The 26,114-nt window shown below is 42.3% G+C and carries 24 protein-coding genes; 13 read left to right on the forward strand and 11 right to left on the reverse strand.

Annotated features, from left to right (window positions below):
• Positions 1–86: 86 nt before the first annotated feature.
• Positions 87–386 (reverse strand): hypothetical protein, encoded by a 300-nt coding sequence (locus PBAL39_RS01325; protein WP_008237434.1) that lies wholly within the window; start codon positions 384–386, stop codon positions 87–89.
• Between the two features lie 125 nt (positions 387–511).
• On the opposite strand from PBAL39_RS01325, the gene PBAL39_RS01330 reads away from it, so the two are divergent.
• On the forward strand, positions 512–1,699 hold the full coding sequence (locus PBAL39_RS01330) for a tetratricopeptide repeat protein (RefSeq protein WP_008237441.1): 1,188 nt from the start codon (positions 512–514) through the stop codon (positions 1,697–1,699).
• 24 nt (positions 1,700–1,723) lie between these two features.
• Here PBAL39_RS01330 and PBAL39_RS01335 read toward each other — a convergent pair whose 3' ends face one another.
• Entirely contained in the window at positions 1,724–2,308 is a 585-nt protein-coding gene (locus PBAL39_RS01335) for a riboflavin synthase (RefSeq protein ID WP_008237442.1), read from the reverse strand.
• A 221-nt stretch (positions 2,309–2,529) separates the two neighbouring features.
• Positions 2,530–3,552 carry a low specificity L-threonine aldolase gene (locus tag PBAL39_RS01340; protein ID WP_008237444.1) on the reverse strand — a complete coding sequence of 341 codons (1,023 nt, stop codon included), beginning with the start codon at positions 3,550–3,552 and terminating at the stop codon, positions 2,530–2,532.
• Between the two features lie 525 nt (positions 3,553–4,077).
• Between PBAL39_RS01340 and PBAL39_RS01345 the strand changes: the two genes are divergently transcribed.
• The gene (locus PBAL39_RS01345) at positions 4,078–4,938 is read left to right on the forward strand and encodes a hypothetical protein (protein WP_008237447.1); all 861 of its coding nucleotides are present in this window, start codon (positions 4,078–4,080) and stop codon (positions 4,936–4,938) included.
• Positions 4,939–5,058: 120 nt separating this feature from the next.
• Here PBAL39_RS01345 and PBAL39_RS01350 read toward each other — a convergent pair whose 3' ends face one another.
• Positions 5,059–5,748, reverse strand: coding sequence for an NUDIX domain-containing protein (locus tag PBAL39_RS01350; RefSeq protein ID WP_039865899.1), 690 nt, complete (start codon positions 5,746–5,748; stop codon positions 5,059–5,061).
• A 398-nt stretch (positions 5,749–6,146) separates the two neighbouring features.
• Here PBAL39_RS01350 and pfkA point away from each other — a divergent pair, with 398 nt between their 5' ends.
• The 3 genes from pfkA to gap are packed head-to-tail and all read left to right on the forward strand — an operon-like array spanning position 6,147 to position 8,984.
• Complete coding sequence (gene pfkA, locus PBAL39_RS01355) at positions 6,147–7,133, forward strand: 6-phosphofructokinase (RefSeq protein WP_008237450.1); 987 nt, start codon at positions 6,147–6,149, stop codon at positions 7,131–7,133.
• Positions 7,134–7,135: 2 nt separating this feature from the next.
• Positions 7,136–7,978 carry a hypothetical protein gene (locus tag PBAL39_RS01360; RefSeq protein WP_008237451.1) on the forward strand — a complete coding sequence of 281 codons (843 nt, stop codon included), beginning with the start codon at positions 7,136–7,138 and terminating at the stop codon, positions 7,976–7,978.
• Between the two features lie 4 nt (positions 7,979–7,982).
• Positions 7,983–8,984 (forward strand): type I glyceraldehyde-3-phosphate dehydrogenase, encoded by a 1,002-nt coding sequence (gene gap / locus PBAL39_RS01365; RefSeq protein ID WP_008237452.1) that lies wholly within the window; start codon positions 7,983–7,985, stop codon positions 8,982–8,984.
• Positions 8,985–9,049: 65 nt separating this feature from the next.
• Here gap and PBAL39_RS25210 read toward each other — a convergent pair whose 3' ends face one another.
• A complete protein-coding gene (locus PBAL39_RS25210; RefSeq protein WP_157273845.1) occupies positions 9,050–9,289 on the reverse strand; it encodes a hypothetical protein in 240 nt (79 codons plus the stop codon).
• Positions 9,290–9,489: 200 nt separating this feature from the next.
• Between PBAL39_RS25210 and PBAL39_RS01370 the strand changes: the two genes are divergently transcribed.
• Positions 9,490–10,695 carry a DUF763 domain-containing protein gene (locus PBAL39_RS01370; protein WP_039865901.1) on the forward strand — a complete coding sequence of 402 codons (1,206 nt, stop codon included), beginning with the start codon at positions 9,490–9,492 and terminating at the stop codon, positions 10,693–10,695.
• Positions 10,696–11,158: 463 nt separating this feature from the next.
• Positions 11,159–11,428: a sphingomyelin synthase family protein gene (locus PBAL39_RS25655; protein ID WP_232282879.1), complete on the forward strand. Its 270-nt coding sequence runs from the start codon at positions 11,159–11,161 to the stop codon at positions 11,426–11,428.
• A 90-nt stretch (positions 11,429–11,518) separates the two neighbouring features.
• Here the strand turns inward: PBAL39_RS25655 and PBAL39_RS01380 are convergent, their stop codons facing one another.
• Complete coding sequence (locus PBAL39_RS01380; RefSeq protein WP_008237456.1) at positions 11,519–12,310, reverse strand: glycosyl hydrolase family 18 protein; 792 nt, start codon at positions 12,308–12,310, stop codon at positions 11,519–11,521.
• 258 nt (positions 12,311–12,568) lie between these two features.
• On the opposite strand from PBAL39_RS01380, the gene PBAL39_RS01385 reads away from it, so the two are divergent.
• Genes PBAL39_RS01385 through PBAL39_RS01400 form a run of 4 tightly spaced genes read left to right on the forward strand, consistent with a single transcriptional unit; the run spans position 12,569 to position 15,024 of the window.
• The gene (locus PBAL39_RS01385; protein ID WP_008237457.1) at positions 12,569–12,934 is read left to right on the forward strand and encodes a hypothetical protein; all 366 of its coding nucleotides are present in this window, start codon (positions 12,569–12,571) and stop codon (positions 12,932–12,934) included.
• A 4-nt stretch (positions 12,935–12,938) separates the two neighbouring features.
• A complete protein-coding gene (locus PBAL39_RS01390) occupies positions 12,939–13,586 on the forward strand; it encodes a hypothetical protein (RefSeq protein ID WP_008237458.1) in 648 nt (215 codons plus the stop codon).
• On the forward strand, positions 13,565–14,350 hold the full coding sequence (locus PBAL39_RS01395) for a sensor histidine kinase (RefSeq protein ID WP_008237459.1): 786 nt from the start codon (positions 13,565–13,567) through the stop codon (positions 14,348–14,350). Before PBAL39_RS01390 ends, PBAL39_RS01395 begins: the two co-directional genes overlap by 22 nt.
• A gap of 11 nt (positions 14,351–14,361) precedes the next feature.
• On the forward strand, positions 14,362–15,024 hold the full coding sequence (locus PBAL39_RS01400; protein WP_008237460.1) for a response regulator transcription factor: 663 nt from the start codon (positions 14,362–14,364) through the stop codon (positions 15,022–15,024).
• Here the strand turns inward: PBAL39_RS01400 and PBAL39_RS01405 are convergent.
• Positions 15,005–15,595, reverse strand: a complete 591-nt coding sequence (locus PBAL39_RS01405; RefSeq protein WP_198139726.1) for a hypothetical protein — start codon at positions 15,593–15,595, stop codon at positions 15,005–15,007. The genes PBAL39_RS01400 and PBAL39_RS01405 overlap by 20 nt on opposite strands.
• 224 nt (positions 15,596–15,819) lie before the next feature.
• Here PBAL39_RS01405 and PBAL39_RS01410 point away from each other — a divergent pair, with 224 nt between their 5' ends.
• Positions 15,820–16,125: a helix-turn-helix domain-containing protein gene (locus PBAL39_RS01410; protein WP_008237473.1), complete on the forward strand. Its 306-nt coding sequence runs from the start codon at positions 15,820–15,822 to the stop codon at positions 16,123–16,125.
• Between the two features lie 144 nt (positions 16,126–16,269).
• Here PBAL39_RS01410 and PBAL39_RS01415 read toward each other — a convergent pair whose 3' ends face one another.
• Complete coding sequence (locus PBAL39_RS01415; protein WP_008237475.1) at positions 16,270–17,511, reverse strand: MFS transporter; 1,242 nt, start codon at positions 17,509–17,511, stop codon at positions 16,270–16,272.
• Positions 17,512–17,768: 257 nt separating this feature from the next.
• On the opposite strand from PBAL39_RS01415, the gene PBAL39_RS01420 reads away from it, so the two are divergent.
• Entirely contained in the window at positions 17,769–18,287 is a 519-nt protein-coding gene (locus PBAL39_RS01420; protein ID WP_157273847.1) for a hypothetical protein, read from the forward strand.
• Positions 18,288–18,369: 82 nt separating this feature from the next.
• Here the strand turns inward: PBAL39_RS01420 and glgB are convergent, their stop codons facing one another.
• The 3 genes from glgB to PBAL39_RS01435 all read right to left on the reverse strand — a co-directional run bounded on the left by glgB (position 18,370) and on the right by PBAL39_RS01435 (position 25,961).
• Positions 18,370–20,358, reverse strand: a complete 1,989-nt coding sequence (glgB, locus tag PBAL39_RS01425) for a 1,4-alpha-glucan branching protein GlgB (protein WP_008237481.1) — start codon at positions 20,356–20,358, stop codon at positions 18,370–18,372.
• Positions 20,359–20,384: 26 nt separating this feature from the next.
• Positions 20,385–22,856 (reverse strand): glycoside hydrolase family 31 protein, encoded by a 2,472-nt coding sequence (locus tag PBAL39_RS01430; RefSeq protein WP_008237482.1) that lies wholly within the window; start codon positions 22,854–22,856, stop codon positions 20,385–20,387.
• A gap of 201 nt (positions 22,857–23,057) precedes the next feature.
• A complete protein-coding gene (locus PBAL39_RS01435) occupies positions 23,058–25,961 on the reverse strand; it encodes a TonB-dependent receptor (protein WP_008237486.1) in 2,904 nt (967 codons plus the stop codon).
• Between the last annotated feature and the right edge of the window lie 153 nt (positions 25,962–26,114).

The raw sequence follows: 26,114 nt of genomic DNA on the forward strand, positions 1-26,114 counted from the left end.
AAGCTGATTTTTATGCCACGGATATGGCTTTTCATCCCATGCACAAGGGCTTATTTATTCAATGAAGAAGGCTTGATGAAATAAAATTAGTGTTTCGACACTTCATCAATTACTTGCTGTTCCTTCAGCGCATCGACATTATTTTTATTACCGAAGTTTTGTGTTTTTTCTGCAAAATAATCCAGGATCCCTACAATAGCATCCAGGTTATCAGAAACACGCTGGTGCATATCAGGAAGATCTTTATCCAGCCTTTTATCTCCTAAATCAATATTATCTACTTCAATTTTTCCCAACTTTTGTATGATGGCCTGTTGTGAATGTTGTAAATCTTCCAACTCTCTGACAATCTTTTGCATCAACTCAAACTTTTTTAAAGTATCCATATGTTTATGTATTAAATTAACATTCAATTTATACCCTAATCAACCAATTACCTTGCCACTATGTTTTTTAATTTTTCAATTAACGTATTTTTGGCATTAAAGCTGTGGTCTTACGTAGCGCGAAGATGCCACCTAAACTCACAGAGAAGACATTTGTAAAAGACATGAAGAAACTACTTTTTATCGCTGCAATACTTACATTTCATCTCCATGCCTTTGGGCAGTCAAAATCGAACGCGGCGCAGGAACAGCAACTGCTCAGTTACCTTCAGAAACAGGACTACGCAGCTGCCTCAAAGTATGTCGATAGTGTTTATCAGGAAAACACCAACGATCCGGTCCAGCTTGCGCAACTGGCATATGCCCATCTGATGGCTGGAAAGTTGCTGAAATCGGAAGCACAATACCTGAGAATTCAACAACAGCACCCCAATAACTTAGCTGCAATACAGGGTTTAGCGGGCATCAGCCTTAAAAGGGGCAACATTAAAAAAGCCAAAGATTATTACCGGGAAGCCATCCGCGTGGATAGCACCAATGCGTTATCTTATAAACAACTGGCATCGCTTAGCAGCAAAGGTCCGCAAGATGTCTATCTCGCTTACCTTAAAAAAGCAAATAGTCTCGATCCCGGCGATGCTGAAGTTGCTGTCGGGTTAGGCAATTTGTATGTGCAAAAAGAAGAATACAGTCAGGCAGACGCGGTGCTGACCCCGGCGATTAGAGCCGACAGCAGCAACCTGCGCTTATTGGAGCTAAAGATGCCGGTACACATCGCAGCAAAAAAATATGAAGATGCTGTAGCCACGGGAGAACACTTACTCGCTCAGGGCGACAGCTCCACTATGGTACTCAATGAGCTTGGCAAGACCTATTTCCTGCTGTTGCAATATCAGAAAGCACTGAATTGTTTCCTTAAGATAGACAAGAAGGAAATGAGTGAAGAAACGCTGGCTTATCAGGTTGCGCAATCCTACCGTGGCTTGAGGGATTACAAAAGTGCTATCCCCTATCTGGAGAATTCCATCCGGGAGGGGATTTCTTCCAAAACGGCTTCATATTATGGCGTCCTTGGAGACTCCTTTGAAAGAATCAATAAAAACCAGGAGGCCAATGCCGCCTATAAGGAAGGGCTCAAATTTGAGAATAACGGAAGTTTGTATTATAACATCGCACTTGTTTACGAGAACAAACTGAATGATAAAAAGAACGCAATAGAATACTATACCTTGTACCAGAAGACGCTTGATCAGAATAAACAGGCCAAGACCATAAAATTCATCAAAAGTAAAATTGAGGAGCTGAAAAGATAATGATGCAACGGGCTAAAGCAAAGTTTATCTCCTGCTCAGCCTTGCCACATATTTACCAATGATATCAAATTCAATGTTTACCTGATCGCCTGCGGATACCTCGGAAAGGTTGGTATGCTCAAAGGTATAAGGAATGATAAACACAGAGAATTCGTCATCAGCAGAATTAACGACGGTCAGGCTGATTCCATTGACACACACTGACCCCTTTTCCACGGTGATATTCCCCATCCCTACATCGTACTTAAACCGGTACTCCCAGCTGCCATCCAGTGCCTCTTGTTTGATACATATAGCAGTTTGATCTACATGCCCCTGTACAATATGTCCGTCCAGGCGGCCATTCATCTGCATGCAACGTTCAAGGTTGACTTTACTTCCAACTTTCAGCTGACTAAGATTGGTCTTTTCCAGTGTTTCCTGAATGGCAGTAACGGTATGTGTGTTGTCGGTCAGTCCGACTACGGTAAGGCAGACCCCGTTATGTGCCACACTCTGATCAATCTTCAATTCATTACTCAATTCTGAAGTGATGGTAAAATGTAGGTTGGTACCTTCTTCAGCTATGGCAGAGACCACACCAAATTTCTCAATAATTCCTGTAAACATAAGTTGCGCGCTTCTAATTATATTCTGTTCTGTTTTTACTTCTGGACTTTCCGACAAGTTACACCTGTGATTCTCCATAACGCGACGCTTTACCCAAAGGTGAAATGTGCCCGTCTATCTATCGCAAAATTACCAAAAGTAAGTAGAGTTTATGTCCCTGGAATGTGATATTCATCTATAGTAAAGATTTTCAGTTATGTTCACAAAGATCTTCAGCAATTTTACAGGTGTTTGAAGTTTTCGATGGCCATGTCGATCATGGCCGGACTGATGTCAAGGTGAGTAACCAATCTGATTGTTTTGGGCCCGGTTGCCGAGCAAGCAATCCCCTTTTCAGCCAGCTGATGTAAGAGCTTCTCAGTTATGATACCCGCTGCGACCTCAAATATCACGATATTGGTTTCTACAGGTATTACATTTGCCACAAAAGAAAGTGGAAGTAGTGCGGCTTCGAGGGCTTTGGCGTGAAGTTGGTCTTCCGCGAGTCTTTCCACATGATGGTCCAACGCATAGATGCCCGCTGCTGCGAGAAAGCCGGCCTGGCGCATTCCGCCACCAAAGGCTTTCCTGATTTTACGCGCTTTCAGGATCATTTCTTTACTGCCCAGAAGTACTGAGCCCACAGGCGCACCAAGCCCCTTAGACAGACAAACGGAAATGCCGTCAAAATACTGACCATATTTCCGGGAATCATCTCCTGTAGCAACCAAGGCATTGAATATACGCGCGCCGTCGAGATGTAGCCTCAGCCCTTTGATGTTACAAAGTGTATGTATTGGTTCGATCTGGCTAAGTGTATAACAGGCGCCACCACCTTTGTTGACAGTATTTTCCAGTACCACAAGGCTGGACTGCGGATAATGGATATTGGACTCATTGATTTCTGGTTCAATCAGTTCGGGAGTAAGAATTCCCCGTTCCCCATTTAGTAACCTGACTGAGGCCATGGAATGGTAGGCAATGCCACCACCCTCATAGCGGTATACATGAGCAGTCTGATCACAGATCACCTCGTCCATCGGCTGTGTAAAACACTTAATGGCAATCTGGTTACTCATCGTTCCTGAGGGACAAAACAAACCGGCCTCCATATGAAACTTCGTCGCAAGTTTTGTTTCCAGCTGACAGACAGTTTCATCCTCTTCAAAGACGTCATCTCCGACTTTTGCAGTCATCATTGCCTCCAGCATCCCTGCAGTTGGCCTCGTCACCGTATCACTTCTAAAATCAATCTTGATTGCCATATTTATTTGATCAGTAAATACAAATATTGAAAAAAAAATATCTCGTGTGCTTTTTTATTTCAAATAGTACCTGGGTGCCGACATTTATTTCCTCCGCTACAATAATGTAATCTGATTTGCCTTCCAAAAAATTGGGCATAAACCTTATTTAAATAGTCGCTAAAATGATTTTATGGAGAAAAAAGATGTTTAACCATGTTTTTAAAAGCGTCACTTTGACGAATATCTATACAGTGGTGATTTATTTTTCATTTTGGCATGATTTTAAGACCCTAAGCATGTGTTCAGGCATAAATACCCGTTCGGAAATTTGGATTTTAAAATAACAAGTGTATTTTAGCTTAGTGTTTAATTAACAATATGGTAACCTAAAGACCATAGGAATAATAACCAAAAAAGAGCCTTTGAGCGTATCTGAAGGCCTAAATTTATGAACAGAGCAAAAAATAAAAATTAAATTTATGAAAAAAACACAACCAAAAGCAGCAGGTTTATTTACTTTTATCCCGAAAAAATCAAATTAAGATGATAGTAATCGCAGACGGTGGTTCAACCAAAACCAATTGGTGTCTAATCAATGAAGCTGGCAGAAAGATCTTATTCAACACAGAAGGATACAATCCCTATTTCTCAGACACCAAATATATTGTTGATTCGTTAAGAAAAACACTTCCGGATCATTTGGAAACAGATAAATTAACGCAGGTAAATTACTACGGTGCTGGCTGCTCTACAGATGCCAAGCGTAAGATTGTAGCTGATGCCATGCAACAGGTTTTTGTGAATGCGGAGGTCAACATTGGTCACGATTTACTGGCATCATGCCGTGCATTGCTGGGTGATAATGCGGGTTTTGCCGCGATTCTGGGTACAGGGACCAACTCCTGCCTGTATGACGGAAGTGACATCACACTCAACATCGACTCACTGGGCTATTTCCTGGGTGACGAAGGCAGTGGATGTTTCATTGGAAAAAGAATTCTGAGCGACTACATGAAAGGCTATATGCCTAAAGGACTGCGGGAAAGTTTTTATGACAACTATGCCTTGACCAATGAAGACATTTTTGATAACATTTACAACAAGCCCCTGCCAAACAGGTTTTGTGCAAGCTTCAGTAAGTTCTTATACGATTACAAGGACAATTATGAGGATTATACCTTTGCAACGATAGATTATGCGTTCACTGCATTCTTTGAGAACCTTGTTATCCATTACCCGAACTATAAAGATTATAAGCTGAACTGTGTAGGTTCTGTTGGCTACAGTTTCAGGGATATTCTGAGTATTGTTGCTGATCGTTATGAAATGGGTATCGGTAAAATTATCCGTTCACCTATAGATGACCTGGTAAATTACCACATCGAAGCGGCAAAAAAAGCCTAAGACTAGAATTTATACCACATAAGCGATTACCTGGTAATCATCATAAAGCCATCCCATTGAATGAGATGGCTTTTTTCTTAAGAACAGAATGGTAAATCCCGTGCTCCCTGGGTAATCGGGCTAGAAAGAAATCTCCTTGCCAAACAACTTGGCATACCTGCGTTTATCAAATTTGTAAAGTGTTGCGGCCCTGAAAGAAACTCCTTTTTGTTTTTCTTCGAGGTCTTTCAGGACACCAAAACTGAGCATCTTTTTCCTGAAATTCCTTTTGTCCAGCTTTTTGTTGAGGATAATCTCATAGACATTCTGCAGCTGGGTGAGGGTAAATTTCTCCGGTAGCAGCTCGAAGGCAATGGGCTGGTGTTTGATGCGTCTTTTAATTTTCTCGAGGCCTTTGTCGAAAATCTGCTGGTGGTCAAATGCAAGTTTAGGAAGCTCTTTCACATTGATCCAGTGTGCCTGTTTCGCATAAGTGCTTAATGGCTTTGGCGACTTATCGCCTCCCAGTCTGAGGAGTGCATAGTAGGCAATACTTACCACTCTTCCCTGTGGGTGCCTGTTGACATCACCAAAGGTGTAATACTGTTCCATATAGACATTGCTGAGACTGGTCAGCTCGTGCAGAATCCTGGCTGCAGACTGATCGAGGCTTTCATCCATCGCCACAAGGTTTCCGGGCAGTGCCCACCAGTCTTTAAAAGGCTCCTCATTCCTTTCGATCAAAAGGATCTTCAATTCTCCTTCATCAAATCCAAAAAGCACACAATCAATTGAGAAAGTGGAATTAAAATGTGGTAAAACTTCTTTCAAAATATTTAACGTTATTTTCTAAGTAAATTGATGTACGTACGTCCGGGATTGATCTGTCCCTGATTTCATCAGATCAATTGAGACAAATATACCCAGGTTGTCACGAATTAACCAATATAGAGAGAATACTTAACATAGTGTATTTTTCACACTGAAATTCTTCAGATTATTTGAGCAGCATAAAAGTGAGTGAGATCATTTTACATAAGGAGACGTCATTTTAAATTTGCTAAAACCTTTTATAGTAAAAATGGGTCTGAGCAATCAATGTGGGGAACTGATTGAAATTTAATTTTTAATTACAATGTCAAATAAATATACTTGTTACCGAATTAAAGGGGAAAATATAAAATAAATTACTTAGTGTAAATAATACACGCTATATTCGTAGTATAAAGATGAAACCAAATATCAAAAATATCGCAGTATTGACTTCCGGTGGAGACGCACCAGGAATGAATGCATGTATCAGAGCAGTAGTACGCACGGGCATTTACAATGGTGTCAATATGTTTGGTGTAATGCAGGGCTATCAGGGATTGATAAACAACAACATTATTCCTATGGATGCGAGGTCTGTCAGTAACATCATTCATTTGGGGGGAACCATTTTAAAAACCGCACGCTGTCTGGAATTCAAGACAGAAGAGGGAATGGAAATTGCCTTTAACCATTTGAAAGAAAGGGAAATCGACGGACTTGTGGTGATCGGTGGGGACGGTACTTTTACCGGGGCACAGCGCTTTGGAAAGAAGTTTGGAATCCGTGTAATGGGTGTACCCGGCACGATCGACAATGACCTTTACGGATCAGATTTCACCCTGGGATATGATACGGCCATCAATACGGTGATTGAAGCTATAGATAAAATCAGAGATACCGCCGATTCGCATGACCGGCTTTTCTTCATAGAAGTAATGGGCAGGGATTCGGGGTGTATTGCACTGCGTAGTGCCATCTCCAGTGGAGCTGAGGCGGTATTACTTCCGGAGCGCGAAACGAGCCTGGATGAACTGATCAACCAGCTTGAGATCGGTGCAAAGACCAAGAAATCATCCAGTATCGTGATTGTTTCTGAGGGCCATAAAGCCGGTGGGGCTTATGATGTAGCGAAAAAGGTTAAGGAACGTTTTAACCATTATGACACAAAAGTCACTATATTAGGCCACCTTCAACGTGGGGGAAGCCCGAGTAGCTTTGACCGGATTCTTGGAAGCAGGCTAGGCTATGCCGCTGTCAATGAATTGCTGAGTGGCAACAGCATGCAGATGGTTGGTTTGTTCGGCAACGAGATTAAAGCTACAAGCATAGATGAAGCACTGACAGGTCACAATTTCAAACTGGAAAGTGACTTATTGGAAATGACTAAAGTATTATCAATATAAATATGGTAGCAGTAGTTTACAGTGGATCAAAAACAGCCTTTTGGAAAATTTCAAAAGATGGAAAGACTATTGCAGAATGCACCATGCCGGGGATTAACCCCTGTTTCAACGACCAGAAATCTATTCTTCAGTTTTTAAACAAGAAATCTATTCTGGTCAACAATGCGGAAAGCATCCGGAAGATCTATGTATTCTCTGCTGGCGCTTCATCCGATGAAAGAAAAAAAGAACTTTCTGAAGCGCTTGGACAGTTTTTCAGGTACAGCAAAATTTCTGTGAAGGATGATCTTTATGGGGCAGCGCTTTCGGCCTGCTATAACAACAGCGGCATTGTAGGTTTATTGGGAAGTGGCTCGAACTGCGCTTACTTTGACGGCAAAAAGCCGCACAAAAACAACTTCGGCCTTGGTTACATCATCGGAGATGAGGGATCAGCCAATTATCTTGGAAAAACCCTCCTGAAAGCTTTTGTGCAGCATAAACTACCTGCAGACCTGCATAAAAAATTTGAAGTTAAATACAACCTGGACAAACCCCAGATTCTGGAGCGGGTATATAAAAAGCCACTCGCCCAACAATTTCTGAGTTCTTTTTTCGATTTTTTTCTGGAAAACAGTACTCACAAATTCATTATTGACATGATCGATACAGGTTTTGAACGTTATTTTCAGACCTACCTCCTGCCTACTGTAAAAGCACATCCCCATAAAGACATTCATTTCGTAGGTCTTGTGGCGGGAAACTACCAGGAAGAACTCCACGCAGTAGCAAAGAGGCACGGACTGACCATCACTTCCATTACTAAAGAACCGATATATAATTTACTTAACTACTATTCAAATTAACAAAATGAGCAAAATTGGAATAAACGGCTTTGGCCGTATCGGCAGACTGGTTTTTAGAGCTGCATTAAAAAGAGGATTAGACATTGTTGCGATCAATGACTTGGTTGAGCCAGATTACATGGCTTATATGTTAAAATATGATTCTACTCACGGTCGTTTTGACGGTACTATCGCTGTAGAAAACGGAAACCTTGTGGTTAACGGAAAAACAATCCGCATTACTGCGGAGAGAGATCCGGCAAACCTGAAATGGGATGAAGTTGGTGTAGAGGTAGTTATCGAATCAACAGGTCTTTTCCTAACCCGCGTTGACGCAGAGAAACACATCGCTGCCGGCGCTAAAAAAGTAGTATTCTCTGCTCCTGCTAAAGATGCAGATATCCCTACGTACGTAATGGGTGTTAACCATGATAAATTAACTGCGGACCAGACTATCGTTTCTAACGCATCTTGTACTACCAACTGTTTAGCCCCTATCGCTAAGGTTTTACACGACAACTTTGGTATCGTTGAAGGTCTGATGAGCACCATCCACGCTGTAACTGCAACTCAGAAAACAGTTGATGGTCCTTCTGCTAAAGACTGGAGAGGTGGACGTGGTGGTTTCTCTAACATCATCCCTTCTTCTACAGGTGCTGCAAAAGCAGTAGCAATGGTAATTCCTGAATTAAAAGGTAAATTGACTGGCATGTCGTTCCGCGTTCCTGTGGCTGACGTATCTGTAGTGGATTTAACTGCACGTCTGGAAAAACCGGCTACTTATGAGCAAATTAAAGCTGCAATGAAAGCCGCTTCTGAAGGTGACCTTAAAGGTGTACTTGCTTACACTGAAGATGAAGTTGTTTCTTCTGACTTTATCGGTGATGACCATGCTTCTATTTTTGACGCAAAAGCTGGTATTTCATTAAATGATAACTTCGTGAAAGTCGTATCATGGTATGACAATGAGTGGGGTTATTCTTCCGCACTGGCTAAATTCGTTGAATACTACGGTAACCTTAAATAAGGTAAGAGGTACAATAGTACCTTTTGTCAAAAAAAGGGATGTTTCTACATGATACATCCCTTTTTTTATAAAAAGCCAACTTCATCAAGTGAATACGGCATCTCTTCACACAAAAAGCCAAATGAAGACAAGATTTGTCTTACAGCAGTGGCACAGGGGATTGCACTCACTATTCTCAATACCTTATCCACGTCATCGAAGTCGAATGACCAGTTGTTTTCCCCAAACAGGGTATTAAAAATAGGTCTGATGTAAGTCAGCTCCTTACGACTGTTAACTGATGTCCTAAAAATTATAATATTCATAACCTTTCATTTTTTAAGCCTTCCGGATTGATGTTTGATCAATATCCGATGCTGACGATACTAAGTTGAGAATTTGTAAAGCATTATAAAGCCGCGACCGGCTGAACAGGACAAAAAGGTAGGTGAACAGCAACAATTTGCCGGTAAATGCATTTGTAATGAATACAAAGTTCCTGATATTTTTACTAATTTTGTTAGCAATGAAAAGATCCGGTAGTGCAGACCTTCCCTTACATTATGGACAGATCCCTGCGTGGTTGGCGGAGCGTATGGAAAAACTTGGGCTCGCTATTGTTGAGGCCATCATTTCAGAACATGGAACAGAAGAAGTACTCCGCAGGTTAAGTGACCCATTCTGGTTCCAGAGTTTCGGTGCAGTGATGGGAATGGACTGGCATTCCTCTGGGATTACTACTGCTGTAATGGGGGCACTGAAAAGGGCAATTAATCCAAGAAGTAAAGCTCTTGGACTATACGTGTGTGGAGGAAAAGGCAAAAAATCAAGAAATACGCCAGAAGAACTCCTTATGTTTAGCGACCAAAACGGACTAAACGGCACGGAGCTGGTCCGCTGTAGCAAACTCAGTGCAAAGGTTGATAACACTGCTATACTAGACGGATTTCAACTTTATGCGCACAGCTTCATTATCAGCAACACAGGACTGTGGACTGTTGTCCAACAAGGCATGAGTGACCGCAGCAACACGGCACGCCGGTATCACTGGCATTCTTCGGCGATGCGCTCTTTTATTGAGGAGCCACACACTGGGGTATGCGGTATAAACCAGGGAAAGATCCTGAATCTGACAGCGGCAGCAGCAGCTCCCTCAAGGGCATCAATGCTGGCCATCACCGCTGAGCATCCGGAACGCATCCTGGCGGAGGCAAAACACCTGGTCATGCCTGACCATCACGATGTCCGTTCAAAGGATATCGATTTGAAGAGGCTCGGAGCAATGTTATGGCTCAGCCGGGAAAAGCAACCTACAGATTTCGAAGAACTCCTGCTGCTGAAGGGTATGGGGCCACGTACGCTGCAATCGATGGCCTTAGTTAGCGAAATCGTTTATGGTACCCCTTCCAGATTTTCGGATCCAGCAAGATTTTCTTTCGCCCATGGTGGTAAAGATGGGCATCCTTTTCCTGTTCCTCTGAAGGTTTACGATGAGACTATCAGTATACTCAGCCATGCGGTGGAACGCGCCAAAATTGGCCATACAGATAAACAACAAGCGATACAAAAACTAAGTATACTTTCCCGGATGGCAGAAGAAAATTTCACACCTGATGACAACTATTTTGAAGCGGTAATTGGAGAAGAAAGGCATAACTCATGGAAATACGGAGGCCGTACCATTTTTGGAGACGCCAAGCCTAGCCAAGGACAACAGCTTAAACTTTTCTAAATAACTGACTTACACCGCCTACAAAAAAATATAGCTGCCGTTATTTTTTTATAATGTATTAATTGCGTTCTTTGCTCAATTTATTTTTAGAAGATCAACAGACGTCCTAATGCAGCTTAAACCATTCTCTTGGCAAATCGCCTGGGATTATCCTTTATTCAGACTTAAATTCTTTTTGGGGCTCTTTTTCCTTGTGTTGATTTTGGTTTTCATTCCTCATTTTTTTGGTTACATTGAGGACCGGGATCTTGGATATGTACTTAATGACTGGCTTCTGGCTAAACTTCCTCCGGCAGATGTTTCCCTATACATTTTCATAACCTTATACGGGATGTCGATATTCTTTTTATTCAGAATGTCGAGAAATTCTGCGATTTGCATGACCGCACTTTGGGCATATATACTGCTTTGTGTATTGCGGATGTTTACAATTATGACAGTTCCGCTGCTGCCTCCCAAAAATATGGTAGATCTCTTAGATCCGTGCTCTATCGTCTTCTATGGTTCAAATGTGATTACCAAAGACCTCTTTTTTTCCGGACATACCGCAACAGTATTTCTGGGCGCTCTCTGCCTCCAAAATAAAAAAGAAAAGATCATCGCGTTTACAGCTGCAGGGATTATTGCCATACTGTTACTCATACAACATGTTCATTATACCGCTGACGTGATTGCGGCCCCGTTCTTCAGCTGGTTGTGCTGGTATTTTGGAAAAACAATTTCAGATTTCTGATAAAAAAAGAACGGTGATAAACCATTCGGTTTACCCCGTTCACGCACTCGAGAGCTCTACATCTTTCAGGCAGTCTTTGATGAGGAAGGACTAAGCTATTAGTTTCTTATTTTTAAGTGTCTTTATCAATCTGTTTGTATATTGAAAATCTTTATCAATGTTGATATTGAATAACATCATTCCCCCTTTCAGTCCATGTCCGGGTTGCCATTGAGTCAGTTGTAAAGCCTGCAGCAGAGAGGTCGATTCATCATTCCCCGGTTTAACACCAAACAATAATTTTTTACTCGTAACCAATCCGGCATACAATTTAAACTGGTCTACCATGGTCTGCAAATCCCATCGGTAACCCATCAGTGCCACATAGTTGAACAGTGAATTACACTGTTTCAATAACTGCTCATCCGCATAATACTGATAAGTTACATAACTCATCATTTTTCCTGTCGTAGATCTGGGACCAAAGTATCGCGAAAGGTGCCATACCACTTCAATAAAATTATCGTCCGGCATCTCTCCTCCCATCTCGGGATCAATATCGATTCCGTCCAGGCCCCACTTATGAACAACAAGGTCATATACCTGTGAAGCAAATAATGCCGGATCCTTAATGTTGTTCCAGGAAAGGTTACCATGAGGATTACTGACAATAGACGCAAGTACTTTTACCCCGCGACTCTGCTGAATCCTTACGCCCGCCAGGATGGTCGGCCAGGTCATACCGTTACTCGTAAGGTAAAGGTGCTGCAGGGTTTGGTTGATATCCAGGTTGATCAAAAAAAGATTAATCACATCTATGCCGTCCGGCAGCTCCTCAATGATCATCTTTTGATTGGCATAGCCTAACCAATAGGTAACAAAAAGAGGGTCCGGTGTTCTCATATCATCTGGGTTTAAGACATCATTATGGTGTCATTCAAAGATGATTATTTCGTGGACACCGCTTACGCGCAACAATACCTAAAATGAAAAACAGGTATTTATACCTATATAAAAATTATGGCCTCATGCGGGCGGCCATTCCGCACCAATATAATTCTATATTTATGATCAATTATGAATTCATTCTAACGAAAAATCATTATTTTAGTTTATTCTATATAAGAATACTCATAAACACAAACAAACTAAATTAGCATCATGAACCAAGACAAATCAAAACACAACAGCAGCATTTTTGAAATTCCGCTTTCTGAGGCAGAAACAATTACCAAAGCATGGGCTGACGAGGGGAACTTCATCAAATCGTATCTGATTGATGCCAGTGAGCTTAAGGACATGATTGATGAAAAAGGTGCCACTTATGTACGTGTATATTTTGGCTGGGACGTCGAGATGGAAAAAGGAAGAGAACAACGGCTGATCATGGTTCCGGCCGACGAATATGGAAATGATATGATCAATGAATCATCTGAAGTAGCTGCAGACGGAAGTAGTGAAAGTAATATCTTTGATTTTACCTTACCATGCCCTCCAACCTGCGCGCCTAATAGCCCACTCAAATAATAAAATGAATTTTTTCCTCAGCACCATCATTATGGTTACTGCAATGGGATTTGTATTGGTCCCATTATTCGTCAGTATTTTTAAATTCAGATCTTACACGACAGCGCTAAGAATTATAACCTTACACCTTGTGTTGATTTCATTTATTGGAGGTTACAGTGCTTATCTTTGGGCCTTAAAGAAAAACAATCTGCCTGTGTTGCATATATATACCATGGTAGAATTTACGACAATTATGTTGTTCTATGCTGAGGTATTCAAGGATAAGATCAAAAGAAAATGGACCGTCGCCATCATTGGAGGGTTCATAAGCTTCTGCCTAATCAATGCTGAATATATTCAAAACTGGTTTGTTTTCAATACCTATCCCAGGGCATTACAGAGTTTCGTGATCATTTGTGCATGTTTATATTATTATTATCAGATAACGCATCAGACATTATATATACAGATTGAAAAAAGCCCCATCTTCTGGATCAATACTGGCTTTTTTATCTATTTTTCCGGAAGTTTCCTTTTATTCATGCTGAGCAATTATATACTGCGTATGAACAGTGCATTTAATATGAACGTATGGATGTTCCATGCGTTTTTGTCCATCTTAATGTATACTTTAATTGCTGTTGGCCTATGGCAGACGAAAAAAACATAGATGTTTATTTTTTCTTATTTGCTGGAATGATGGCCATGTTTGTCCTCAGTGCGGCGGTAGTTACGCTTTTTTTTATGTATCAGAAGAAATTTTTCAAGCAACAGGTACAGTTAAAAGAGGCGGAAGCAGAGTATCAACTCAAGCTGCTGCACAACAATATCGAGAAGATAGAAGAAGAAAGAAGGCGTGTAGCGAAAGACCTCCATGATGAGGTGGGCAGTATCTTTTCGACATTGGGTATGAAAATAATCCAGTTTGAGAAAAAAAATCAGGAATCCAATGGAGGAATAGAACTAATCAAAGAAAGTAAACTTCTTGTAGATAAGGGAATCATGAGTGTACGACGCATTTCTCACAACATGATTCCAAATGAGCTGGAAATGTTTGGAATTGCGGCAGCCATTGAAGAATTGTGCTTCCAATTTGAAGGAACAGACGGCCTGGAGGTAAATTTCGAAAGTGATGTGCCAGACAACTGCGGCAATGGCGAGATAGAGCTCGCCCTCTACCGGATCACCCAGGAACTGATCAGCAATACCGTCAAACATGCGCAGGCTGAACACGTTGACATTAGTCTTTTTTGCAAACCTGAAGGGATCACCTATTCTTATGCAGACGACGGAAAGGGCTTTGATATCGAAAGTGTACATCGCGGTTTAGGCATGCACAACATTACCAATAGGGTGCAGATGAATGGAGGGCAAATCGAATACCATAAAATGGAGCGGGGTTTTGGCCTTTCTATATTCTTTATAAAAAATTAGATGAAAATAAGATGATAAGAATTGCAGTTACAGATGATCAGGTCATGTTTCGGGAATGCCTGGTAAACAACATCAAGACCTTCGACAATATGCAAGTGATGTTTGAAGCAGGAAACGGAATAGAATTGCTCAAACAGATGGATGCCTGTGGTGATGATAAACCTGATATTGTGTTGATGGATTTGAATATGCCTGAGATGAATGGCATGGAAGCAACCAGGAAGCTGAAGGTCGATCATCCCGATGTACGTGTGATCGTCCTATCGGTTCACGGCGAAGAAAAACACATCAGTCGCATGATTCAACAGGGGGTAAATGGCTATATTGCGAAAAATTCCGAGCTGACAGAGTTAAAAAATGCCATTGAAGCCACGTATAACAATGGTTTTTATTTTAACGAGCTGGTTTTAAAGACCCTCCAATCAGGCAGTTTACTTAATAAAAATAATGTGAAGGGCTTTGACGCCGCCTCTTCGCTTACTCAACGAGAAAAAGAGATTCTCCGATTAATCTGCGATGAATGCACAACAGCAGAGATCGCAGAAGCGCTTTCGATCAGCCTGCGTACAGTTGATGGACATCGAAATAACCTACTGGTCAAAACGGGAGCAAAAAATGTCGCAGGACTGGTCGTATTCGCTTTTAAGAATAAACTTATAGAGGCTGATCTTTAACAAACTCTAATGTGCTTATCCCTTCATAGATAAATCCAAGCATTTTATGCTTACGTTTTTTCAGCAAGGGCTGATTGGCCGAAATTGTCCAGTAATTCAATGCCTCAGCAACAAAGTGTGGTTTAACCCAGGCTCCTCCCTGAGTTTGGCACTCCAGAAATATATCCAGCGGCCTCCTACTCGTATGGTCAAAAAAACCTGAATCAATCACCAGAAGCAGTAACATCCTGGTTTTAATCAGCAGATGCTGCTGTGTCTTTTCCGTAAATTTTTTAGCAGGATCAATTTCGCTGATTCGATAGACCAATTCCGGAGCTCCCTGACCTCCGATTCTGTACACCTCGTAACTAATCCTATTACGCGTAATTTTCTGATTTGCCAGTAACCTCATCACAACAGACTTCTGCTTTTCCGGACCAGCGAAGTCCGTGATGTTACATTTGAAAATCTTCGTCATTGTAAAGAGGTCACTCATCCACAATTCCCTATTTAACTTAAAGGCCTCACGCTCATGGATAAAGCCCTTACCACGGCCAATTAAAAAAGACAATTCTGACTGTGAAAAACCCATAGCAATACGTTTTACCTGAATAAGGTAAATCAAGTCAAAACTTACCGAACTAATTTTTAAGCCATTACTTATACCAACATTTGTCATAATAATATTATTAATACTAAGGCAAATATCTAACTTAAAAAATATACTTTTGCTATGGTAATAGTTGTGATTAACTATAGATAGGTTGTATTTCACAATTAAACCAATCCGACTCGTTAACAAATAACTTAAACATAATGAAAGATAGTGAAGTACATCTAGGGGAGAATATCAGGGCAATCAGAAGGATAAAAAACATGAAGCAAGCGACACTGGCTCGTCAAATAGGAATCACTCAACAAGCCGTTTCAAGTATGGAACGGACACCGCATATCGGCAGCAGACGGTTGCAAAAGATTGCCAGAGCATTGGACGTCACCATATCCAGTATATGGGAATTCAAAGAAACAGTTGTTCTGAAGGAAATCAACCCTGTAACGAAAGCCATTTTAATTGACAACATCGCTGACCTTCTACTTCAGAAAATAAGTAAAACGGCCTGAGCCAATGTAGCCGGAAATCCAACAGCGAATTCCGGCTATATCCACAAAATCAGAAGTAGGATGTTTTGGAGATCATCCTGTTTCCAAAAGATGTCAAAACGAACAACCATTGATCCCATCAAGGCACAAAGGTTATTTACTGTATTAATCTTCAATAAAATTAAGGTCTTTATGGTGGGTTTCAGGAATGGTTTTGATGCAATAGAAGCCAATTGCAAAGCAGATCAACCCTAAAATTCCTGCAGCATGAAGGACCATTACATGCGGCTTTAAAAACGTGTAAAAGGTAGTCATCAGAACCACAGTTCCCCTGACCATATTCGGAATTGTTGTAGCAGCAGTAGCCCTTACATTTGTACCGAACTGTTCTGCTCCAATGGTCACGAACATCGCCCAGTAACCAATTCCGAAGCCAATCCAGAGACACATCATGTAAAGGGAAGCAGGGGAATGGATTCCACCATAAAGATATATCACACTTCCCACAGCCGTAAATGCCATTAAGATCCCTACTGCTTTTCTTCTGGACTGCAACCAGTAACTCAGTACACCACTCATCAGATCTCCGGCAGAAAGCCCTACGTAACACCACATCACTGAAAGCCCTGGTTTGATCTCTTCAGAAATTCCCAGTGCTTTCCCAAACTCATTACTGAACGTGGCAAGAATCCCTATTACGAACCAGGTAGGCAGGCCTATTCCGATACACTTCAGGTATAAAATCAGTCTGCTTTTTTTGGTAAAAAAAGAAAGGAAATTCCCTTTGTTAAGTTCTTTTTTATCTTTCATCGCGTGAAACATTCCAGATTCAAATACACCAATTCTTAAAAACAGCAACAGTATCCCCATCCCACCGCCAATAAAATAAGCATTTCTCCAGCTAAAAAGCTCGACTGTAAAGTAGCCGACCACCGCACCAAGCAGGCCCACTCCTGCGACAACAGAAGTACCAATAGCACGTAACCGCTGGGGAAGGCTTTCGGAAACCAGGGTGATCCCTGCACCGAGTTCACCTGCGAGGCCAATTCCTGCAACAAACCGAAGTACCTTATAAACAAACACATCCTGGACAAAACCACAGGCAAAATTAGCAATGGAGTAAGTAATGATAGAGCCAAAAAGCACAGACAAACGTCCTTTTTTATCGCCTAACACTCCCCATAGAATGCCACCAAGCAACAGCCCTGTCATTTGCCAGTTTAAGATGCTTGCGCCTTCCACAGACCTTGCTGCCTCATCAAGGCCAAGATCTGTCAGGCTTGGAATTCGGACAATACCGAACAACAAAAGATCGTAGATATCCACAAAGTAGCCCAGAGAGGCTACAATTACCGGTGCACTTAACAGATATGTCCATGCCGGCTTTTCATTTGAAACATTGTTCATTTAGTATTTTTGGTTAGATTGAATTCTAAAATACAGCTTACATTTTGATATATATATACTGTTGCTTAGATTTGTAAAAAAAACACCATGCTTAAACTACAACATATCCAGAACGAGCGCAGCAACCCTATGGTTTGCCGCTTCCTGGCGTGCATGGATTTCTCCTTCCTGTCCGGGATATAACCCAAAGCTGAACATCAGCATTTCTTTTGTTTACGATTAATTTAAACCCGGAATCCGGAAAAGACAAAATTCCAATGGACATTTTATATACTATTGAAGAAAAATATTTAGAAGCTCTGGAAGAGCTCGATTATGGTCAGCCGCAAAAGGCCCATTATCTGCTCAAAGAGATTATACAAACAGAGCCTGACTTTGCCAGGGCACATTACCAACTTGGATATATCTATCATTATAGATTCAAGAATTATCAGACCGCGGGCTATTATTATGAAAGCTGCATATCCCTGGAGCCTGAATTCCCTGACGTTTACGTCGATCACCTCAGTCTGCTGATTACACTGGAACGACATAAGATGATAGATCAGACTTTCAAAAAGGCGCTTGAAGTGAAAGGTGTATGCAAGAGCTGCATCTATGAACGAATGGGCCTTTACGCAGAAAAGTCAATGCAGTGGCTCGAAGCAGGTCAGTATTTTCAGTTGGCCTTCATCAATGCACTCATAAAAGAGGAAAAAGCAACGATCAATGATCATATCGAAAGGTTGAAAGAAAAAAAGGTTCAACGGTCGAAGTTTATTTACAGCATTCAATAACGATCAATAACCCTATCTGTTAAAAGAGCAAGTTGTTTTAATAACAATTTGCTCTTTTTTTAGGCAACTATTTGCCGCTGAATTATTTGACCTGTTTTAACACAATAGCTGCAAGAGGAGGAACATCCAGTACAGTAGAATATTCGCGTCCACAGCAATTTTCATCTTCTGGCAGGAGCACTCCCGGATTTGATTTTCCACTGCCATAAAACTCCGCAGCATCTGTGTTGAAAATCTCTTCCCACTTCGCTTTAAACGGAAGTCCGATTCTATAATTCTCCCTGTAAACCGGGGTAAGGTTAAGTATTACAATCAGGGTATCCTTTGCTTTAGTTGATTTGCGAAGGTAAATGAAGATAGAATGGTCCGCATCATCAGCATTGATCCACTCAAAGCCTTCATAGGAAAAGCTATGCTCATAAAGCGCAGGTTCTGACCTGTATAATTTATTGATGGCCTTAACAGTCTTCTGCATTCCTAAATGTGGCGCATACGTCAGCAGATGCCAATCCAGCGAGCTCTTAAAGTCCCATTCATGGGTCTGTGCGAACTCATTGCCCATAAACAACAATTTTGTTCCAGGCTGTGTGAACATATAAGCATATAGCGAACGTAGATTGGCGAACTTCTGCCATTCGTCACCGGGCATTTTGTAGATCATTGAGGATTTGCCATGCACCACCTCATCGTGAGAAAAAGGAAGCATAAAATTCTCACTAAATGCATAAGTGATGCTGAATGTTAGTTGATGATGGTGATATTTACGGCCGAGGGGATCATTTTTAAAATATTTGAGCGTATCATTCATCCAGCCCATCATCCATTTCATCCCGAAGCCCAGACCTCCTGCATATACCGGTCTTGTTACACCTTCATAAGTGCTGCTCTCTTCAGCAATGGTATGCACTCCTTCGTAATTACCGTAAACAGCTTCATTCATATCCTGAAGGAATTTAATGGCACCCAGGTTTTCGCTACCCCCATGTTCATTGGTTGCGGCATCCCCTTCTTTTCTGGAGAAATTGAAATACAACATAGATGCAACGGCATCTACCCTCAATCCGTCTATATGAAACTTATCCAGCCAATACAATGCATTGCTGATCAGAAAAGAACGGACTTCATTCCTGTCATAATTAAAAATGTAGGATTTCCAGTCTGGATGAAAGCCTTTCCGCATGTCTGCATGCTCATAGAGGTGCGTACCATCAAAATGATACAGTCCATGCATATCTCCGGGAAAATGAGAAGGCACCCAGTCCAGGATTACACCGATGTTATTTTTATGCAGTTCATCAATCAAGTGCATCAGTTCCTGAGCTGTACCATGCCTTGAACTCGCAGCAAAATATCCTGTAATCTGATAACCCCAGGAAGGAAAATAAGGATACTCCATGATGGGCATCAGCTCCACATGAGTAAATCCCATTTCCAGGATATAGGGAACAAGGCTGGTTGCAATCTCGCGGTAGGTCAGGACACGTTTGGGTTCTGAGGGATCCCGTTGCCAGGAGCCAAGATGCAGCTCATAAACAGACATGGGTTGATTCAGCGCATTCACCTTAGGCCGCTTTTTCATCCATGCCTGGTCGGACCATTTATAATCCAGATCCCAAACCATGGAGGCTGTACGTGGCGGGTGCTCCCAGCGAATCGCAAAAGGGTCTCCTTTTTGCCTGAGCACCCCATCGAACCCGGTTACTGCATATTTATAGATTGAGCCTTTTGCAAAGTTTGGAATGAAGCCCTCCCATATTCCGGAAGCATCCCATCGTTTGTAGAGATGATGCGCGTCGGCATCCCAGAAATTAAAGTCGCCAATGACACTGACAGACTGAGCATTGGGCGCCCATATTGCAAAGTACGTACCCTCGGTTCCTTCAACGCTAATGAGCCGGGACCCCATTTTTTCGTACAAACGAAAATGTTTCCCTGATACAAACAGGGAAACATCAAAATCAGTAAGCAAACTGTGCACCCAAACACTTTTGTCGTTCACAGAAACAGATGCTGCATTTACTTTTTTAACGGCTACTTTTTTACTGGAACTTTTTTTGGGTGCTTCGCTCATTTAATTTGGTTTTTAATTCTTATTCATTATTCACCGTATATTTTAACAGTCAGAAAGTTTTTGTTCGACTTAAAGCGAAGGCAATCGCGTTCATCCATAAAAAACTCAGTGACATCCTTTTCATCCACGGTAATCTTGTTTACTTTGAAAGGAATGCCGGCTACAGTATAATCGTAATGTTCGTAGTTCGGCGTGTATAGTCCATCTACGCTCTGCTCAATGACCATCGCCCCCGCATCACCTTTAACACTGAACTTCTTTTCCGAGTAGATATCCTGCTCATAAGCAAAGGTATCGCCGTGGTCTTCATACAGGAAGGAATTAACCTCATAATCTGCATAATAGATATTCAGAGAAACTTCTTCAATATTTTTCTCACCTACATATTGCATCACCGGATATTCAGGTATTACAGAGCCGGCTCTGACAAAAATCGGCATGTGGTCAAGTGGTGCAAGGATATTGTGCTCACTTTCTCCCGTAAGCACTTCATGAGTCCAAAAATTATACCACTTACCTTTCGGAAGATATACCGTCCTTGACGTAGCGCCCTGTTCAAGCACCGGACATACCAGTAGTTTATCGCCGAAGGTAAATTCGTCCTGACGGTAATGGTTACTGATTTTTTCCTGTTCCAGCATGACCAGCGGACGCAAGATCGGGAAACCATACCGGTGGTGTTCCCAGAACACGGAATAAAGATATGGCATCAGCTTATATCTCAGCTCTATATAAGTTCTGTTGATGGATGTATAAGGTTCACCAAAGCTCCACGGTTCCCTTTCAGCTGTATCACCCGCAGAGTGTGCGCGCATAAAAGGAGAGAAAGTACCCAGCTGTATCCAGCGGGTAAACAATTCGGGATCAGGCTCTCCACTGAAACCACCGATATCGGTACCACAGAAAGGAACTCCGGATACAGACATACGCTGGCATTGGATGTTTCCGATCTTCAGGTGCTCCCAGGTGGCCACGTTGTCGCCAGTCCACACGCAGCCGTAACGTTGCATGCCGGAATAGCCTGCACGGGTAATCGTGAATGGCCGTTTATTGCGCATTAGCTTTTTCAGGCCATCATACGTAGAACGAACCATTTGCATGCCGTACACATTGTGCGCCTTACGGTGTGAGCCCCTGTAGCCGTCATAGTTATGTCTTACATCATTGGGAAATGTGCCTGACCCGAAAACTGCAGGTTCGTTCATGTCATTCCATACACCTGCAACGCCTATGTCCACCAGCTCCTTGTACAAGTTGCCCCACCATTCTCTTACCGTAGGATTGGTAAAATCAGGAAACTGACAACGGCCCGGCCATACGTGCCCCTCCATGAAGTAGTCATCACTGCGTCTACAAAAATAATTATTTTCTTTCCCCTCTTTGAAAACCCAGTAGTTGTCATCCACCTTAATTCCAGGATCAATCATGACTACTGTTTTAAAGCCATCATTTGCCAGCTCCTTGATCATGCGTTTAGGATCCGGGAAGTAGTTCTTATTCCAGGTAAAACACCGGTAGCCATCCATATAATCAATATCGAGATAGATCGCATCACAAGGGATCTGACGCGACCGGAAGCCTTCGGCGATCTCTTTTACCTTTTGCTCGGGATAATAGCTCCAGCGACATTGGTGATAGCCTAAAGCCCATTTAGGAGGCATGGGATGTGTACCAGTCAGAGATTGATATCTTTTCACTACATCCATCATGTGTGGACCATGGATGTAATAGTATTGGAGTTCACCACCATCTGCCCAGAAACTGGTCTTTTGGTTGTCTTCCTTACCGAAGTCGAAGTAAGAACGGAATGTATTGTCGAAAAAGATACCGTACGCGGCCTGTTCGTAAACACCCAGATAAAAAGGGATGGTACGGTACAGCGGATCCTGGTCCCAACCAAAAGAATACGCATCGGTATTCCAGTTCTGAAAATGACGTCCCCGAAGGTTCATATTTCCCGATTTATCTCCCAGGCCGAAGAAGTTCTCTTCCGGTCTGCACTTTTTGGTAGCATATACATAATAGCCACCGAACTCTACGTTTTCCTCCCAGTGCATCGGCGACTCATCGTCACTCATGACCATTTGTGTGAGGTTCTCGGTGAAGGAAATGTGAAAATCTGCTTTCGTAACCTTACAGGTAACGGTATTTGTGGCTATCGCATAATAATCTTCATATTCTTCGAGCTTAAAAGTGGTTACCTTCTGATCCACTACGGGAACAGCATAAGAAAAATCATCAAGAAAAACCCCATGAGGAGCAAGTCTAACACGAATGATCTCATCACTTACCACCCTTACCTCTACCCTGGCATCGCCGTCAGAAAAATAAAACTTATTCCCCTCTTTTTTTACCTTCTGAACCGCAGAAAGGTATTTTTTCACAATGGGCTTGAGGTCAGTGACAGGGTTGTTCAGATGCTGTATGGTCTCTTCAACTATTTCCTGAATTTTGTCATCATCCTTTATTTCTTTCCCGTGTTCGTTTTGTTCTTCCATGAAAATCGTTTAAGTAAAAATAGGGGATCTACAGATCGTGTAATTTGTACAACTAAGGTGTTAAAATTTATATGAAAAGCAAAGGATTATTTTTCGGTGGGGAAATGCGTGCTGCTTCGGATAAAAGCCAATCGCGCTACATATATCTCAAAAAAACAGCCCCGGCATTGCTGTCGGAGCTGTTTCATTTTTTTATAAAACCTACGGATTGAAGGCGTAAGAAACGTAGTATAGCGCTCCTATGGCAGGATTACCATAAGAAGTTACGTAATATTTATTCAGGATATTTGTTCCTCCGATTTTAATCATGGAATTTACTGAAGGGATTTTCAGGTTGACCTGTGCGTCAAAAGTACTGAATGCGGGCACCTCGCCTGAGGCAAATGAAGAGCGCCAGTAAAAGCGGTCTTGCCAGCGATAAGCTACGTTAAAACCTACATTTTTGATCAATTCTTTATTTCCTATTCCCAGGTTATACCTAACCTTGGGTGTATTGAAATCATTTACATAATCCGATGGAAGGTCTCCGATTTGATTATAAGATATATTTCCTGTCAATGTGAACGCAGCAAGCAGATAGTCAAGTCCCAATGCGCCTCCATAGGCGGTGACCTCTCCTCTGGCATTTACCGGAGCTCCAAATTTAATAAAATTGCCCTCCCTGTTCTGATAAACATTGGTGATGGCGATGAAATTTTTGTACTGGTTGTAATATCCATATACATCCAGCAGGAACTTTTCACCCAATAAACCTTTGTAGCCCAGCTCATACGCCTGCACCGTCTCCGGACGAACGCCACCAGCATCAAAGTTATAATTCTGCAACAAAGCGGGATTAGCAGTTCCATTTGCCACGGAGGACAGGTATGCACGGTAGCTATCTTCTGTAAATGGTCTATTCTCATAGAGGTTATAGGCTTGCAGACTTTCTGTCAATCCACCAATCAGTCGCTGAGAACCACCTCCAACGGAAAGGTCGATGTACTGATCCTGCGTTGTTGGATTCCGATAACCTGTCTGATAAGAGAAACGGATGTTGTTATTCGGCGCAACCGTCATCACAGCCGTAGCACGAGGGGTAAAACGACCATCAAAATTTTTGCTTTTATCATACCTTCCGGAGACTGTCAATTTCAGTTTATCCTTGAGAACCCTTTTACCCAGCTGCGCAAAGGCACCATATTCACGGATGTTGATGTCCTGATTCAGATCATTGAAAATTGTCCCTGCAGACCTCAGCTGATACAATCGGTAGGAAGAGCCCAGCTGCAGCTCCACCACGTTGTTCAATGCATTGGTTAAGTTATACATTCCCTCATAATGATACATATTTGTTTTATCATTGAACCTAGCACCGTAGATACCCTTTGAAAAATCGGTTCCCGCGATGGTTGTATTCATGATCTCATATTTTGCGTTCTCAAATACAGGCGTACCTGGCTCCAACCTCCCCTGATTTGCCGAGGTCCGTGCCATTGCATGTGCCTGTGCATCCGCAAGTCCACCGGCTCTGGCACCAATATAATTACCCACATATTCAGGAAACCATGCCGTAGATGATTTTGATTTCTCATTGATATAACTACCGAGTATGGAAGAGATATAAGAATCACCGGAGCGCTCTTGTGTTGTATATCCCTTCAGCATGAAGTCACGCCCTTTAAGTTCCAGTTTATATTGGCCGATGCTAAAGTTACGCAATGAGTAACGGTCTGCCCCCGTATATACAGAGGTACCTGAGCCCCAATTGGCTTGCAAGGTACTCTCTATCGTAGGACTAAACTTGTAATGTATCGCCCCGGAGGCCTTCAAAGACTCCGTATTATAATCCACCAGATAATTTTCATCATATCCAGTTCTGGAAACATTCTGATCAGGCAACAAACCTGGCGTTGCCAGTCCGAATACAAAAGGACGAAAGCGGGCGTCAGTACCCAAAAAGCCATTTAGCGCGTTCAGTCCGGCCGGATTACTTTTGAACGCCTGGATCTGTGCCGCTGTCGGGGCGGATGGTAATCCAAGGGCTTGCTGGACAAATGCAGATGTACCTGCATTGACCACCGCCTGGGCCACATTGCGCATATTCTGACTTACCTCATCACCATACACATTGATACCATCATAATTCGGATCGGAACTTCTGTCTCCCGACTTTCCTGTTTGCGAGGCACGATCAAAGTTTGTGTAGTTGTCTGCCTGCCAGTCCTGCGCCTGCAGGAAGGAAAATGTGGCTTTTACAGCCAGCTTGTCGTTCCACGCCTTGGCCAGGCGGAGATCCATCTGCCTGTAAGGCTGGGTACCAGAATTGTTGTCATTCACATGGTTGATCCCATTTTTATATTGAAAGCTTACCCCCTGATGGTCAAATGGATTCTTACTGGTGATTAGCATTGTTCCATTCATTCCTCCCGCCCCATACAAGGCCGAAGAAGCGCCTGGAAGCAACTCCACATTGTCAAGATCCAGCTCATTGACCCCTACAATATTTCCCACTGAGAAGTTCAGCCCGGGTGCCTGGTTATCCATACCGTCAGTATACTGGTTGAAACGATAATTCCCGTTGGAGTTAAACCCTCTTGTATTTACAGATTTAAAAGTCAGACTCTGCGTACTGACTTCCACCCCCTTCATGTTAACCAGTGCGTCGTAAAAGGAAGGAGCAGGCAGCTCTTTCACCCCCTGCGCGCCCATCCGTTCGATGGACACAGGTGACTCCAGAATCCGTTCTGGTGTCCTGGATGCAGATATCACCACCTCCTGCCCAAGTATCGCTGTTTGCTCGAGTTCAAAGATCATTTCCCTCATTCCGCCAATGATTTGTTGAAGCGAGCTGCCATAGCCGATGTAGGAAACCTGCACCTGATAAGGAGCCTGTCCGGTAGGCTTCAAGGAGAACTTACCGTCTCTATCAGTCACAGTAGCAATAGAAGTCCCCTTAAGGGAGACTCCGGCACCAGGTATCGCCGCTTTGCTGAGTTTGTCAATCACCTTACCACTGATGATTACCGTCTGTGCCTGCACACCAGTACTCAACATGCACCAAAGCGCAATTACCTGGATTACCTTTGTTAAATTAAGAATTGCTTTTGTAGCCGTTTTTGCCATATAGTCTGATTATAGATTGATTATTTCGTTATTAAATTTATAAGATTTTTTTAATTTTTTAAGTAAAAAAACATAAGGAACTTTTGCACCACAAATTTAACTTTCATCCGGCAGGAATAACGTTTTTATAGTAAATTGCCGCAACATGAATAC

The sequence above is a fragment of the Pedobacter sp. BAL39 genome (assembly GCF_000170795.1).
Classification (GTDB): domain Bacteria; phylum Bacteroidota; class Bacteroidia; order Sphingobacteriales; family Sphingobacteriaceae; genus Pedobacter.